General features: G+C 69.9%; 1 protein-coding gene. It reads left to right on the top strand.

Features of this window, described 5'->3' with window-relative positions:
* Positions 1-10 precede the first annotated feature (10 nt).
* Positions 11-17,587 carry a leukotoxin LktA family filamentous adhesin gene (locus tag E0E05_RS02050; protein ID WP_158629247.1) on the top strand — a complete coding sequence of 5,859 codons (17,577 nt, stop codon included), beginning with the start codon at positions 11-13 and terminating at the stop codon, positions 17,585-17,587.
* Positions 17,588-17,672: the final 85 nt, after the last annotated feature.

Below are 17,672 nucleotides of genomic sequence, written 5' to 3'. Positions count from 1 at the left end.
CAGGGCGACGGTGTCCGGGCTTGCGCTCGCCGCCGCCTGCCATGTCGCGCTTGGCGGCTCCGCGCTCGGCCAGTCGATCACCGCCGACGGACGCACGGCGACCTCGGTGACCGTGTCGGGCTCGGTCACCGACATCCGCACGTCGACCGTCACCGCCGGCCACGGCGTCAACACATTCTCGAGCTTCTCGGTCGGCGCCGGCCACACGGCCAATCTGCACGTGCCCGGCGGCGCCGCCGGTACGGTCAACATCGTCGACGGCCCGCGCAGCGTTCTCAATGGCGCGGTGCGCTCGGTGCAGGGCGGCACGGTCGGCGGCGACCTCTATTTCGCCAATCCCAACGGCGTCGTGGTCGGTCCGAACGGCTCGGTGCAGGCCGGCACGGTCGGGCTCTCGACGCCGAGCCGCGATTTCGTCGACACGCTGTTCGGCCCGGACGGGGCGCCGCGCGAGGGCCATGTCGGCGCGCTCGTCGACGGCACCGCGCCGCAGGGCGAGGCCGACATCGTCGTCGACGGCCGGGTCACCGGGACGGAGCGGGTGCGCCTGCGCGCCGGCCGTGACATATCGATCTCCGGCGAAGTGACCGCCGGCGACCGGGCCGCGGCCATGGGCGCGGCCGTCAACACCGGGCATGTCCAGATCGAGGCGGGCCGCAACGTCACCATGTCCGGCGGCCGGGTGAACGCGGTGCGCGGCGAGGGCGGCGGCGCGGTCACAATCACCTCGAGCGGCGACATCACCGTCGACGGCGGCGCGCGGATCCTCGCCGAAGGCATCGCCGGCGGCGATGGCGGGTTCGCCTATCTGTTCGGCGGCGAGGCGGCCTATCTGGATGCCGGCTCAACCATCTCGGTCTCGGCGCAGGGTGACGGCGACGGCGGATTCGTCGAGTTCAGCGCCGAGGAACTGGTCCGCGTGTCGGGCGAACTGCAGGCGGCGTCGGCGGGCGGCGAGGCGGGCACGATCTACATCGACCCCGAGATCGTCGAGATCGTCGCCACGGACATGTTCTCGAACGGCGCCCGGCTGCACATCGAGGCGCTCGAGCGGATCACCATCGGCGAGGACATCGTGCTGTCGACGCGCCAGGTGGCCGCCGGCGCCAGCCATTTCACGGCCGGGTCGACCGGCCCCTCCGGGGATCTACATCTTGAAGCGCCGGTCATCGAGGTCGGGGACGGCGCCGCGCTGCTGGCCTTCGCCGACAACGGCTTCGTCGGCGGCGAGGTTCTGCTCGATGCGCGCATCGACGACACGCTCGATCCGGCGCTGGCGCTCAACCCGGTCGGCGAAGCACGCATTTCGGTGACCGGCGCGCTCTTGAAGGGCCGCGACGTGACCCTGAGCGCAACCGTCTTCAAGGCCAACGACATCGTGCCCAACGGCGCGGTCACCGACTATGCCGACGCGATCACCGACGAACTGGGCATATCGTTCATCGACGGGCTGATCCGCGGCAAGGTGAACGATCTCGATGCCGCCTTCAGCGCCAATGTCGCATCGGCCGACATCGAGGACGCGCCCTCCTATCTGCGCGCCTCCGCGAAGATCGAGGTCGCCGAAAGCTACCTGATCGCCGACCGCGACGTGACTCTGACGGCCGACGCGACCACGCGCACCATCATCGAACCGGACGCCGAGACGATCTCGATCGCCTTCGGCGCCACCGACACCCATGCGGGCGTGATCGTGCAGGACAGCCAGACCGAGGCGGGGCGCGACGTCGCCCTTTCGGCGACGACCAACGAGACCGTCAGGCTGACGGCGCGTTCGAACCTCGATACGGCGGCGGCGACGACGCTCGTCTCCAACGCCGCGCTCGCCGCCTCGGTGCGCAAGACGAGCGCCGAGGCCATCGTCAGCGGCGACCTTTTCGAGTTTCCGCACCCGGATCTGGGCATCACGCCGACCTATGCGGCGCTGACCGCCGGCAACGGCATCTCGATGGAAGCGCATGTGATCAAGGACATCGCGCTCGACGCCGAGGTGGCGACCAATTCCGAGGCGCGCGGACTGGCCCATGCCATCTCGATCGACGAAACCCGCGCGACGACGGCGCTCGGCGGCGGCGCGTTCACCGGCGAACAGGGCCTGACCATGGACGCCGAAACGCGGTTCGACGCGTTTGCAAGCCGCGCGGTGACGACGGCGACGGGCGGGCCTGCGGACTATTCGAACGCCGCCATCGGCCCCGACCCCGAGGACGATTATGCGGCTATGCTGCTCAATGCCGCCGATACGGTCGCCAGCCTGCTGCAGGTCGGCGATCTGTTCGATGACACGCTCGCCATCTCCGGCGCGTTCGGCTCGACCCATCACGCGATCACCACCGAGACCCGGTTCGGCGACTATGATTTCCAGGTTGCCGACGTGCTTGCCGGCGGCCAGCGCGATCTGGGCGGCGCCTATTTCGCGCCCGATGCGGCGGGCGGCGCCGCGCCGCTCGATCTGACCGCGACGACCGACATCGCATCGCTTTCGGGCGAGACGGCGGTTCGGCTTGGCGACCAGACCAACGCGCCGCGCGCCATCGCCGCCGCCCTGACCACCAACCTCTGGGACGTCGAGACGACCGCACTGTTCGGTTCGGCGGGCTCGGCCGAGTACGATGCCGACCTTTCCGTCGACGCACGCACCCATCTTCCGGCGATCGACCGCAGCGAGGCGGACCTGCTGGCCGCGCAGACGCGCGCCGGCTTCGATCTGGCGAGCGATGTGCCGCTCGTGCCCGTCGATCTGCTCGTGCCGCCGATGGACGACGTGCTCGACGGGACCGACACGACCTTCCTGTCGGATGTGCAGGTCGCCGGCGGCACGCTGGCGGTGGTCGCCGACCGGGCGTTGCACGATGTCGACATCACCACCGATGCGGTGATCGAGGACTGGGCGCAGATCCTTTCCGACCGCTCCAACACCCTTGCCGTGACGGCGAGGACCGATGGCGGCCTGTTCGCCCTGCGCGCGCCCTCGCCGGACTGGTCGGATGCGACCAGCGGCGGGTTCGGCGCCGGCGCCGCCTTCCAGACCGTCGACGTTGCCGCCACGACGCGGGCGCTGGTCGGCGGCTTCCTGAACGTCGAGTTCGGCGGCCTCCTCTCGCTTGACGAACTGACCGTCTCGGCCACGAACGCGATGGTGCTGGGCGCGCAGACCCGCTCCTATGGCAGCGCGGAACAGGTCGGAGGCGCCGGCGCGTTCGCGCTGGTCGACTATGACGGCACGGCCTTTGCAGGCGTCGACGACGCCACGGCGCTCGATGTCGGCACGGTGACGATCCGCGCCCGCGACACCAGCGTCGGCTTTGCCGATGCGGCGGCCGGCAGCCAGGCCGGATCGGCCGGCGTCGGGGTCGCGCGCGCGCTGGTCACCGGATCGCGGCAGGCGACGGCGCTGCTGACCGGGCTCGACGGCTTCGCGCCGACCGGCCCGCACGTCGACCCGTGGCGCCCCGATCCTGCCGCCCACACGGTCGGACTTCTGGACATGGACGCGGCCATGACCGGCCTGTTCGTTGCCGTCTCCGATGCCGGCGCACAGACCGCCCAAGAGGCCGGCAGCGAATCGCCCGGCCCGATGCCCGATTTTGGCAATGCCGATGCGGCAGCGGGCGCATCGGGCGGCACCGCGTCCGGCGGCGCGCTGGCCGGGCTCGGTTTCGGTCTGGCGCTTGCCGGCGACTATGCGCGCGTCGCGCTGACCGATGTCGCCGAGGCCGACCTCAATTCCAACCGGCCGGTCGGTTACGACACGGTCGCGATCGACGCGGTCAACGACACGGTGATGTTCGCCGGTGCCGGCGCGGCGGTCTCGGGCGCCGGCACGGCCGGGCTCGGCGGCGCCATGGCGCGCATCGACAGTGACCGGACGACGCGCGCGGCGATCCGCAACGCCGCGCTCTTTGCCAACAATCCCGGCGGGGTCGTCGGCGAACCGGTCGACGTGACGGCGACGGACGGGACGATCGCGCGCGTTCTGTCGAGCGGGCGCGGCGGGTCAACGTTGAGCCTTGGCGTGATCGGCTCGGTCGCCATTGTCGACGCGACCAGCCTGACCGAGGCGCTGGTCGAGGGCGCGTCGGTCACCGATACCAGCACCGTGTCGGTCGATGCGTTGCGCACCGGCGGCGCGCTAATCGCCGCCGGCGCCATCGAGGCGATCCCCGACGGTTCGGCTACGCCCGACGAGGAAGACAAGAAGGGCACGGCCATCGGCCTGTCCTATGCCCGCAATGACACCGACGGCACGGTGCGCGCCAACGCGGCGTTTGCGGGCCCGTCCGATGCCGAGTCGGCCTCGATCACCGCGCTCGACGATTCGCTGACCGTCGCCAACGCCCAGTCCCGGGCGACCTCCTCTGCGCAGGCGATTACCGGCGCGGCGATCGTCCAGAACACAGCGCAGACCACCGAGGCGCTCGTTTCGACCAATGGCGGAGGGCTGACGCTGGCCGGAACCGGCGCGCTCGATGTCACCGCCACCAACGAGGCGACGGTGCGGTCGTCGATCGGAGTCGAGGGTGACGGCGAACGGGTCGGCTTCGGTGCCGGCGCAATCGCCCAGACCGATGAACGGACCACGCGGGCCGCCCTTGAAACAGCGGAAGTTACCGGCCCCTTCATCGGCGCGCGGCCTGCCATCACGGTCGACGCCGCCCTGATCGGCGAGAGCATCGCGTTCCAGACCTCTGGCGCCGGCGCCGATGGCGGCGTGGCGGGCGATCTTTCGGTCTCGGCGCTCACCACCGACTGGGTGACCGAGGCCGCGATCGACGGCTCCGACCTGACCTACCCCGGTGCGGTCACGCTCTCGGCATTTGAGCAGGCGTCTGTTTCCAACCGGCAGGGCGCGCTGGTCGACGCGTCCAGTGGCGCCGGCACGGTCGGCCTGTCGCAGACGGTCTACGGTTCCGACGTCGTTGCCGAGATCGCCGGCGGCAGCACGATCGTTCTCGCCGGCGGCGCGGTCACGGCCGAGGCGCAAGGCGACAGCGTGATCCGCACCCGCGCAGTGCGCAGCGGCGAGGCGGCGAACGCCGTCGCCACGGTCTTCGCCGACCAGCTTTCGACCGGCGAGACGCGCGCATCGGTCGACGATGCCGAGGTCACGGCGACATCAATCACGATCGAGGCGAGCGATGCGACGTGGCGCGAGATCGCCGCGTCGAGCGCCGCCACCGCCGACGCGGTCGGCATCGCCGGCGGGCTCAGCCGCGACCGCTACCAGCGCGACACCTTCGCGCGGTCCGACGCGAGCACGCTGAACACCAGTTTCGGCGATCTGGCCGTCAGCGCCGGGTCCGACACACGCGCCACATCGACCGCGCTGGGGCGCGCCAATGGCGGCGACGTGATCGGCGCGGCGGCGCTGGCGAGCTGGATCGTCGACGACCGCGACGTGGCGGCGACCGTCGATGGCGGCACGGTGTCGGTCTCCGGCGCGATGGCGGTGACGGCCGATCGGTCGGACGTGCATCTGCTGCTTCAGGGCACCACATCGGATTCGAGCCAGTCCGTCGGCTTCGGCGCCGGCGTGCTGCTGACCGGCGGCCGGACAGAGGCGCGCGTCGCCGATCCCGATACCCTGTCCGTCGCCGGCGATCTGACCATCGCCGCGACCGAGGCCTCGAAGGCCTTCTCCGTTGGTCTTGGCGCCGGCACGCCCGGCGCGATCGGCGGCGTCGGCTCGTACGCCTATCTGGAGATGGGCAGGCTGTCGCCGCTGGCCGCCGCGCGGGCCGACAATGAGCGCGGCGCGACCGAACGGGCCGCCTCGGCCGCCGCGCGCGCCGAGATCATGGGCGTGTTCGCCGATGTGTCGGGCGATGCGAGCGCGCTTGACGTGGTGCGGGACGTCGAAATCCTCGCCACGCTGCGGCAGGCGACCGGCACCGCCGACATTGGCGGCGACATCTCAGTCACGGCGACCGACGACCGGCGCGGCTATGCGGTCGCCGGCCAGTTCCAGGCGGGCATCGTCGGGCCGGCCGGCACGTTCGTCGACCGCTATTTCGAGGTCGAAGACCTCAATGCGAGCGGCTTTGCGATCGCCATCCGGCCCTTCGCGCCGGCGTCCGGCGACGCCGACGAGGAGGACGAGGCTGATCTGGGCTCCGAGGATGCCGATTCCGCCGATGAATTCGCCTCCGAGACAGCCGCGGGCTCGGGCGGTGGCGGCGGCTGGTCGTTCGGCGCATCGGTGGCGCGGATAGAGCTTGGCGGCGTGACCGCCGCAACGGTCGAAGCATCGGCCGGCGCCACCGTCGATGCGGGCGGCGACGTTTCGGTCGAGGCGCTGTCGACCGCGCGCACGGCGGCGGTCAGCGTCGGCGCACAGATCTCGACCGGATCGAACCTGGCCGGCTCGGTGGCGCTCGCCAACCAGAAGCAGCTCGTTCTGTCGCAGGTGCAGGGCGACGGCACCGTGACCGGCGCGGATGTACACGTCCTTTCGACGGCCGACGCCAGCAACTGGTCGATTGCCGGGCTTGCCCTCGTCTCCGGCGATCTGGCCATCGGCGGCACGGTCTCGGTCAACGACACCGACATCGAGACCCGCGCCGAGATCGACGGAGCGACCGTGCAGACCGGCCCCGCGAACGGGCTGATCGTCGATGCCGAGGACCGTTCGCGGGCGCTCGGCGTGGCGCTGGCCGGCGGCGGCGGCGCGAACGCGTTCGGCGCGTCGGTCGGTGTCGCCTCCATGCGCGGCACGACCGAGGCGATCGTCCGCGACGCCACCATCATTACAGGCACGGCGAGCGCGAAGGTGCGCGCCGACCGCGACCCGACGCTCAGCGGCTTCGTCTTCCAGGTCGGCATCGGCACGTCGAACGCCGCCGGCGCGGCGATTTCCGTGGCGCATATGGGCGGTGACACGAGCGCGCTGGCCGAGAACAGCACGGTGGTGTCCGGCAACGATATCATCGTCAAGGCGGGCGCGGACGCCGATCTCGCTTCGGCGGCGGTCGGCATCGCCGTGGGCGGCAATCTGGGCGTGACCGGCTCGACGGCGATCGCCACGCGCGCCGACACGGTGCTCGCCCAGGCCGATGACAGCACGCTGACGGCCGACGATTCGATCCTCGTGCAGGCGCTCGGCGGCACGCTCTACACGACGCTCGGCGGGGGCGAGGAGACGCTGGTCGGCGACATGCTGTCCGGCACCGTGTCCGCGTCGTTCGGCGGTTCGGTCGGCGTCGGCGTGTCGGTTGCCTTGGTCAAGGCGGCCAACAGCGTCGAGGCGCTGGTGACCGGCACAAGCGTGCTGACGGCGAACGGCACGGTGGCCGATGGCGGGGTCACCGGCATCGGGCGCTCGCCCTTCAGCGACTACCGGACCACGTTCGCAACGCCCTATCACGGCATCGCGATCGTCGCCGACAACCAGACCGATATCAGCGCCATGGCCGCCACGATCGCCGGTGCCGGCTCGGCGGCGGTGGCCGCGCAGGTGCCGCTCCTGTTCGTCGACGACGCGGTGCGCGCGGCGGTCGACAATGTCGGCGGAAGGCCCGAGCTTGCCTCCGAAACCGACGTCGCCGTGCTGGCGGCGAACGAGACGGACATCGAGACCTTCTCGCTGGTCGGCTCGGCCGCCGGCTCGGTCGGCGTCGGCGCGGACGTCGAATATCTGTCGCTGGCCAAGACCACCGAAGCGAGCGTTCAGGGCGCAACCCTCGATGCGGCCGACGATATCGCCATCGCCGCGCGGTCACCCGATGCGCTGACGACCGTCTCGCTGGCCGGCGCTGCGGGCGGCGCGGTCGGCATCGGCGGCATCGTGCAGGTCGCGCTCGCCGAGACCGAGACCCGCGCCCGCATCCACGACGCCGACCTGATCGCCGGCGGCGACGTATTCCTGGGCGGCTGGGCCGACCGGACGATCGACCAGGTGGTTGGCACGCTCGGCGCCGGCGGCACGGTCGGCATCGGCGGCTCGGTGGTCGTCTTCACCGCGCGCGACCAGGTGATCGCCGAGGTCGAGGACGCGCCGAGCGCCGGCCATGCGTTCGCCACCGGGATCGACGCCGACGGCACCGTCGCCATCGAGGCGACCGCCGGCACCGAACACGACACGACCATGGTCGGCATCGGCGCCGGCACGGTCGGCATCAACGCGACCATCTTCGTCGCACGGTCCGAGCAGAGCGTCACCGCGCGGCTTGGCGATCACAACCGCGTCGATCTGGGCCGCGCCAACGCGCTCACCGTCACCGCCAGCCAGGCGTTCGACCAGGCGGTGGGCCTCGGCTCGGCGACCGGCGGTTTCGTCGGCGCCGGCGCGACCATCGGCGCCATCTCCATGTCCAACGCCGTGCTGGCCGAAATCGGCGACGGCGCTGCGGTCGACGTCTCCGGCGACATCGCCGTCACCGCTTCGGGCGACCGCAGCTTCGAGGGCACGGCCGTGGCGGCCGGCGGCGGCGCGTTCGCCTTCCAGGGCTCGATCCTCAATCTGGCCTTCGGCAAGCCGACCGAGACCGAGGAGACCGGCGATCACATGGCCGCCGTCGACGACAGCCTTGAAAACGACGATCCGTACGGCGACGGCGACGATTATTCGGGCGGCGACGCCGAAACCGCCGCGTTCATGGCCGACGCCAATGCCGGGCGCGGCACGCTCGACCTGTTCGCGCTGTCCGATCCCGACGGCGCCCAGGCCGACACGATCGAAGCGCGGATCGGCGCGGAGGCCGAACTCGACGCCGGCGACGACATCGACGTGACCGCGCTCGAAACCGGTGACATCGACGTGATCTCCGGCGGGGCGGCCGGCGGCGCCGCGGCGATGACCGGCGGCGTCGCCAACATCCGGCGCGGCTCCTCGCTGATCGTCGGCATCGGCGAAAGCGCGACACTGACCGCCGGCGACGACATCGCCATCAAGGCCGATGCGACCGTCGATACGTCCAACCCCGACGCCGTGCCGACCGCGTTCGCCGCCTCGGGCGGGCTGGTCTCGGGCGCCGGCGCGGTGGCGCGGGTGGTCACCGAGCGCGATATCGACATCGCGATCGGCGAGGCTGTCCGGCTCGAAAGCGGTGACGGCGAGGATATCACGATCCGCGCCGAGGAGACCGCCGAAACCAGGGCCAAGGCGCTCGGCGCCACCTTCGGCGGCGTGGCGCTCGGCGGCACGGTCGCCTTCACCCGCCACGAGACCGACATCGACATCGCGTTCGAAGGCCCGACCCGGCCGGTGCTGACCGGCGGCGACGTGACCATCGTCGCCCGACGCGACGGCGGCGTCGATGCCGAGGCAACCGCGGCCGCAGGCGGGGCGTTCGCCGGCAACGGCGTCGACACGACCGCCGAGGACGACGCGCGCGTCACCATCGACCTGGGCCGCGCGGATTTCCAGACCGCCGGCGGCACGGTCGAGATCGCCGCCCGCAACAGCGCCGATGTCAACGCGACTTCCAATTCGGTCACGATCGGCGGCACCGGCGCGCTCGGCTTCTCGCTGGCCACGGCGCGCCGCTCGGCGGTGTCCGAGATCGTCTCGAACGGCACGTCCTCGCGCTTCGATGCGGCATCGGTGACCATGCTGGCGCTCGACACGATCAGCGAGACCAGCGCGCCGGCGACCGTCGCGGCGACCGCCTTCTCGGCCACGGGCGGGCTCGGCACCGCCGGCGGCAGCCGGGCGGACGCCTCCAACACGTCGCGTGCGGAAATCGACATCAAGCTGCGCGAACTGGACGTGACCGGCTTTGCCCGGTTCGCGGCGGCCACGCGCGGCGATGTGGACGCCGAATCCGACGGGTTCGTGCTCGGCCTTGCCGCGCTCGGCGCCAACGAATCCGTCGCCGACGCGGCGACCACGACGAAGGTCGGCATCGAACTGAGCGGCAGCCCGGACGTCCAAGGCGATTTCATCGCCGAAGCCTATGGCGAGGATGATCTTCACGCGGACACGCGCTCTGGCCAGGGCGGGCTCGTTTCGCTGCAGGCGGCGCGTTCGACCATCGACGCCGACCCGGTCACCGAGATCGAAATCACCACCGACGGCACCGACGATTTCACGCTTTCCGCCGAGGACATCGAGATCGCCGCGAGCCGTACGGTGACGACGCAGAATGTCGGCTCGTCCCTGCGCGCCAGCCTTGCCGGTTATGGCGCGACCAAAACCGTCACCGATGTCGATCTGACGACGACCATCGCCATCGACGACGCCACGCTCGAAGCCGAAAACGTCTCGATCATCGCCGCCAGCGCGGTCGACAAGGTTTCGAAGGACTATGACGGGCGCATCGGCGATGTCGGCATCGTTTCGGGCACCTCGCTCAAGTCCGAGGTCACCGTCGATGCCGACACCGACATCGACCTGAACGACGCGACGATCCTCCAGCGGTCGGCCAGCACGACGGACGGTGTGCTGATCCAGATCGCCAACAGCTTCGACATCGAGGACCGGCTGAAGATCGACACGGGCGGCGGCATCCTGATCCCGAACGCGGACAGCGCGATTGAGGTCGACAATGTCGCCGACATTGACCTCGACGGTGCGGCCATCGACGCCGAGGGCGATGTCGAACTGATTGCGCTCGCGGACGCGGATCTTTCCAACGAGGTCCATGTCAATGTCTACGGCCTTGCTGGCCGGCCCTCGGGCGATGCTACGACCGGGTTCGACAACGACCAGCAGATCGACCTGTTCGGCGGCAGCGCGATCATCAGCCGCGCCGGCGACGTGGTCCTTTCGGCCGGCACCGAGGACGGGACCGGCCAGCGCATCGACCTGTCCTCGGAGCTCAGGATCTGGAACGCGACCGCCTTCCCCGTCACCAGGAAGCCGGTTGCAGAAGCGCGCATCGCGCAGACCGCCAGCGTCGATGTCAGCCCGACCTCGACCGTGCTCGCCGCCGCCGATGTCAGCCTGATCGCCGGACGCGGCGACACCGACGCCTACGCCTTCGGCGCCTCGTCCGATCTTTATCGCGAGGGCGCCGAAGCCGTTGTCAACGCGTTCGGCAGCCTGGTCGGCGCCGACGAGGTCTCGTTCGACACGGTCACCGGCACCGATGTCGACGATCTGTTCGGCGAGATCATCGTCGATGGAGAAGTCACCGCCGGCGCGTTCGCCGAACTGATCGTGCAGATCGACCCGGACGGCGACGTCGTCTTCACGCGCGGCGACGCCGAGGTGACGTTCGAGGACGATGTCGACCTTTACGCCAATCTCGAATCCTATATCGACGAGCTCGAAGCCCAGCGCGACGCGTTCGCCGACGATGCGGCCATCGTCGCCCGGCTCGACGCGGAGATCGCGCGCATCGAGCAGATCATCGCCGGTCTGGGCGCTTCCGGCACCGCCGACATGGTCATCATCGACGACCTTTACGCCTCGGGCGGCAATGTCGCCATCGTCGGCACGGCGCTGGGCGGGGCGGGCGTGATCGAGGCGCGCAGCGACGTGGTCGTCGAGGTCACCAACGAGGCACCGCGTATCGTCGAGGTGCGCGACGTGACCATCCCGTTCCGCGATGCCGGCTTCGTCCGCTACAACGGCGTCGAGGTCAACGACGTCGAGACGGTCAACGAGATCAACGACGCCAACGCCACCGAGGCCGTCCTCGGCGTGACGATCCCGGGCGATGGGCCGGACGCGGCATTCGAGCTCGTCACCAACGTCACCAACCCAGACGACCCGCTCGTGTCGATCCAGAACAATTTCATCGGCACGGGCACGGACGCTTCGGGCGACCTGCTCGTCACCGGCACCATCGAGAACCTCAACGGCACGGTCGCGCTGTCGACCGCCGACGGCGACATCCTGGTGCTCGGCGGCACGATCGACGCCAAGACCGTCGACATCCGGTCGGGCGGCGATTTCCTCCTGTCGGCGGCGCTCGACGATTACATCACCGATACCGGCGGCAGCCCGTTCGGCATCTATGCCGACTTCTTCGACGAATACGAGGCCTGGTACATCGCCGGGGCTGCCTCGGGCCCCGAACCGGTGTTCGAGCCGATCGCTGGCGGCGAGATCATCGCCACGGGCAGCGTCTTCATCTACGCCAACTATCTGAACGTGAACGGGCTGATCCAGTCGGGCATCACCGACTGGGACCTGACGATCGCGCAGAACCTCGACACCATCATCGACGGCGCGACCTTCACCTCCGACGAACCGGTCGTCGTCTATTCGCCCGGCACCAATTCGGACGTCAATCCGCCGCTCGGCGAGACGGTGATCAACACCGATGGCGACACCGCGATCATGGGCAATGTCGGCGTGCGCTACGATCCCGAGGCGCACGAACTGCTGGTCGACCCGATCCTGTCCAAGGGCGGCTATGTCGAACTGGTCGGCAAGATCATCTCGACAGGCGGCGGGCGCATCGAGGCGGCCGACGGCTACGGCCGGATCGACGTCGACAGCGACTCCGACATCCCGCTCGTCTTCACCGCCATCTCCACCGGCTATGGCGATGGCGCCAGCGGCGTCATCCGCATCGTCGATCTCAGCGACGAGGGCGTCACGCCCGGCGTCTTCACGACGACGACCTTCGAGAAGCGCCCCGACAACACGATCTGGCGGACGATCGACGATGGCAGCGCCCTGATCGTTTCGGTCCCGGTCACCGATCCGCAGTTCGAGATCGCCGAGGCGACCAGCGATTCTGCGTTCTTCGGCCCCGACGACGTGCTGGCGCGCGGCGTCACCTACTATCTGGGCACCTCGGAATCGTTCACCACGAGCCTGATCGAGCAGCGGTTCGAATACAGCGACGGCCGGCCGGATCTGATCACCACGCGCAGCCCGAGCACCGTGTTCGGCGATCCGGTCGACATCCGCACCGAGCAGGTGTTCGTGACCACCGCCGACCTGCTCGCCGCCGAACCCTACAAGTACGAGCGCGGCTTCGAGTTCGCCGGCGACAAGGTGACCACCTATGACGGCCCGGAAGTGCTGGTCGCCGCCAACGTGTTCGCCGGCATCGGTGTCACGTACGACCTATACGAGCGGCCGCGCACCGATTTCTCGGTCGACACCGAATGGGTCACGCACCGGCTGGCGGCCAACTATCCGGTCGATATCGGCTTTCACGGCTACGAGACGTCTGAACTGCGCATCACCCATGCCGGCGACGTGATCTTCGACGGGCCGGTGCACAACCAGGGCGGCGTCTCGGTCATCACCTCCGAGAACGGCAACATCGCAACCGCAGGCAACACGGTCATGGAGACCGCGCTGACCTTCATGAGCGCCGGCGACAGCATCGGCCGGGCGGTCGACACGATTCCCAAACCGATCCTGGGCGGCCTCGCCTTTGGTGGCGGTGGCGGCGGCGCCGGGCTTGTCTCGTCCGGGCGCACCATCTCCGGCACCGCGCCGCTACAGATCGACCAGCTTGCCGGGCGCGGGCTCGAGGTGGAGGCGACCAACGCCATCCGCATCGCCGAACAGGCCGGCGACATGAATGTGCGCCTGGCGCGGTCGGGCGATCTGGGCGATGTCGCCCTGTCGGCGCCGGGCTCGATCCTGGTGCATGATCTCGCCGACGACACGGGATCGCTCGTCGAGGGCGGCGAGGTCTCGCTCAATGCCACCAGCGGCTCGATCGGCCTGATCACGGACCCGCTGCGCGTCAACAGCACCGGGCTCGACGCCGATGCCGGCTTCGACATAAACATCGTCCACGACGGCACGATCCGGGCCGACCAGATCATCTCGCGCAATGGCGACGTCAACATCGTTGCCCAGGGCGATTTCGCCGACATCGTCGACGTCAACACGGCCAGCATCGTCGACCGGCGCGCCACCGAGAACCTGCTCGAGACGCTGTGGGACGAACTGGGCCTGCGCGAGGGCGCCGGCAGCTTCCGCGACGAGGCGGCGGTCATCCGCAACGACGCGCTGCGCACGGCGGAATATTTCGACTACTGGCGCACGCGCGGCGTGACCTGGACCGAGGACGGCGACGGCAACCGCGTCGTCCAGAGCATCCAAGCCTACGATCCGGCGACAGAGCTGACGCTCACCGGAGCGGAGCGCGACGCGCTCGTCGCTGCCGGGCTGACCGATGCCCAGATCGCCGATGCCGAGGCGGCGCGCACGGACCGCTATCACGCGCTGCACGCCCGGTTCGGCGTCGACGCCTTCGATCCGGACTTCGAATATGCCGCGCCGGCCGAGGAGGTCGCCGCACTGACCGAGCAGATCTTCTGGACCGACAGGCAGCTTGGCCTTGGCATCCGCGCCGATCTGGTGCTGGAGACCGGCGACACGCAACTCGTCATCGAGGACCCGAACTTCGCCGGCATCAACGTCAACCTGGCGGCCGGCGACGATATCGGCGCCCAGTTCGACGATCTGGTCATCACGCGCGGCCAGGTCCTCGACGAGGCGACGCTGCTGCAACTGTGGACGGCCGAGCGCGGCGACATCACGGTCGAGGGCGACACCGCCTTCGTCGACCAGTTCGAAGATGTCGACGTGTCGGCCACCGGACGGCTGATCGCGCTGGCCGGCGAGGATCTGTTCATCGGCTCGGAAGACCCGCTTGCGCTCGGCTTGGTCGAAGGCGGCGCGCGCGTGCGCATCAAGGGCGCCGAGGGCCTGACCGGCACCGACACGCTCGGCCTCGGCGCCAACGTCACCGGCATGGACATCGTGCTCGAAGGCGGCGCCGGCGCCATCGGCGCGCCGCTCGAGCCGGTCACCGTCGAACAGGGCGTCGGCGGCACCTTCGTCGCCCGCGCCGATGGCGATGTGCGCGTGCTGGCGCCGACCTCGAACGTGGCCGTCAGCGAGATCTTCGCCGGCGGCGCGCTCGTGCTGACCGCCGCCGAGGGGAACATTCTCGACTTTGGCCGCGACGACGCCACCGACATCGTCGCCGGATCGGCCACGTTCCTGGCGCTCGACGATATCGGCCGCGCGGCGAACCCGCTCGATGTCGAACTGCGTGACCCGGACGGCCTGCTGTCGGCAGTCTCGACCGTCGGCGAGATCGCCCTGCGCGTCCCCCAGGGCAATGTGACCGTCGCCGGCGTCGGCGCGCTCGACGGCGATGTCACCTTCAGGGTCGATCAGGGCGATCTGACGCTCGCCAACTCGACCGCCATCGCCGCGATCCATGCGGACGACCTTCTCGATCTGGACGTCGGCGGCTCGATCGTCTCGGCGCCGGGCACCGGGCTCGACCTGAAGGCGCTGACAGCCGACCTTTACACCGAGGCCGATATCGGCACGCTCGCCGAGCCCGTCGTCACCGAATTCGAAACGCTCGATCTGGTCGCCTTCGGCCTCGACACGGACCGGACCGCGGTGATCGCCAACACCAGCCCGACCCCGGGCGCGCTGGAACTGGGCGATATCCTTTTCACCGGCGCGGGCTACCGCTCCTTCACGCTGATCAACCAGGGCGAGGTGGTGCTCGGCGCGGGCACCAGCCTTGAGGCGGACTTCGTCAACATCGCCGCGATCGGCACGTTCGACAATATCGAGATCAACGAGGCGCTGACCTTCACCGGCGACACGTTGCGTCTGGTCGCGCCCGGCCGCATCGATCTGGCCGACGGCGCCGACGTCACGCTGTTCGGCGACGGCGCCTTCATCACCAGCCGGCTCGAAGCGGTCGGCCCGCTCGGCGACGCCGAGGTCGACGCGCTCGGCGACGTGACGATCGTCGGCGAGCACCATATCGGCCTTGAACGCCTTGCAGCGGCCAACACCACGCTGACCATGGCCGACATCGGCACCATCGAGATCGGCGCCGTCCAGACCGGCACGCTGACCGCAAGCACCTTCTTCGGTGACGCCGATTTCGGGGCGGTTACCGCCGACAGCGTCGACATCGACGTTTATGGCAACGTCTCCGGCACGTTCGACGTCGTGACCTCCATCGATTTGTGGTCGTCGTCGGGCCTCGGCATCGACGATCTCGACAACCCGTCGCTGACGATCCTGACCAACGACACGCTCGAGCAGGTGCAGCTGGCCGGCGAGTTCGGCGTCAACCTGACATTCGAGGGCGAAACGCCGGTCACGCTCACCTCGGTCGAAACCGCGATGCGCGGTGACGGCGCGTTCATCGACGCCGACGGCAATGAGTGGGCGAACCTTGCCGACCTGATCGCCGACAATCCCGAACTCGCCGACATCGACCCGCTCGGCATCGGCATCCACCTGCGCGCGCCCGACGCGCTGCTGACCGTCGCCGGCGACGGGCTCACGTCGAACGGCGCGGCGATCGACATCGAAAGCGAGTTCTACCGCCAGGACGCGCCGGTCGACAGCGCCGGCGGCGACATCGCCATCAACGCCACGACGAACGGGCTGATCGCCTCGATCCTCGAAGCCGAGACGCGCTCGGGCGGCGGCGACATCACGCTGACCGGCACGATCGTCCAGCTTCGCGGCGACGTCCGGTCGGAAGGCGGGGCGATCACGGCGACGGCCGGCCCGCGCTTTTCCGGTCTGACCACACTGCTCGTCGGCGGCAATATCGGCTCGGGCGGAGGCGACATCCATCTCGAAACCGTCGGTGGCGGCGACATCGTGCAGGAGGCCGGCACGCGGATCGATGCGGGCGCGGCCGGCACGGTGCGCATCGCCGGCAGCGAGGACGTGACGATCACCGACGTGCGCAGCGCCACCCTCGATCTCGACGAGCCGGCCGTCCGGGTGTCGGCGGAGGGAACGTTGACGGGCCTGGGCGCCGGCCCCTTCATCTCCGCGCCGAGCGCTTTCGGCATCGCCCGGATCGAGGCCGGCGCCATCGCCAACACCGGCCCCGAAGGCTTCCGCATGTACGCGAGCGTGATCGACGCGCGCGTGCGTGGCGGCGCGATGCATCTGGCCAACGGCCGCGATGCGATCGTCGCCCGGCTCGTCAACACCGGCGGCGACACGATCGATCTGGTCAATCGCGGCGATCTGCGCCTTGCCGGACCGGTAACGAGCGCTGGCGGCGATGTCGTGCTGACCGCGCTCAGCGACATCGGGGGCTTTGCCGGCCAGCCGATCCCCGTCACCGCCGGCCGCCTCTTCCTGACCGCGCTCGACGGCAGCATGGGCACGCCGGGCGATCCGCTGCCGCTCGGCACGGGCGGGATCGGCCGGCTGATCGCCATCGCCACCGGGTCGGTCGTCATCGACAGCCCCGACGCCCGGCTCGATGCCGAGGGCGTGGCGTCCGCGACCGGCCCGGTCGCGCTGCGCTCGACGGGTACGGTGCGCGTCGGCCGGCTGGTCGCACCCGATCCGGTCAGTATCGTCGGCCCCGGCGGCGTCACCATCGTCCAGCGCTTCGACAATGGCACCGTCGCGACACTGCCGGTCGGCGTCGCCGATCTCGTCGCGCCGGGCGTTTATGTCGATCTGATCGTCGCCGACGGAACCGCCGGCGGCGGCAGCCTGGTGCGCACGCCGCCACCTGCGGCCGGCGGCAACCGCAACCTTCCGCAGCGGTTCCCCGGCGGCTTCGGCTTCGATCCGTTCACGTCGGCGGGTCCGCTGGCTGCCGGCGGCGTACGGGTGACGTTCGGCGACGGCATCGAAGGCATCTTTGGTGATATCCCGGAGCCGGAAGACGACGAAGAAGAGGAAGAACAGACCTTGCTGGCGAACTGATCGGCGCGGATGTCGGCCTTTCTACTTGCCGCGCCCGGAACCGTTGCGGCGCGGCGTCGTTGGGCACGTGAACCAAGCAAGGAGC

The sequence above is a fragment of the Roseitalea porphyridii genome (assembly GCF_004331955.1).
Lineage (GTDB): Bacteria > Pseudomonadota > Alphaproteobacteria > Rhizobiales > Rhizobiaceae > Roseitalea > Roseitalea porphyridii.
Note: the sequence above shows the minus strand (reverse complement) of the source record. Positions and strands in the feature narration are given on the sequence as shown.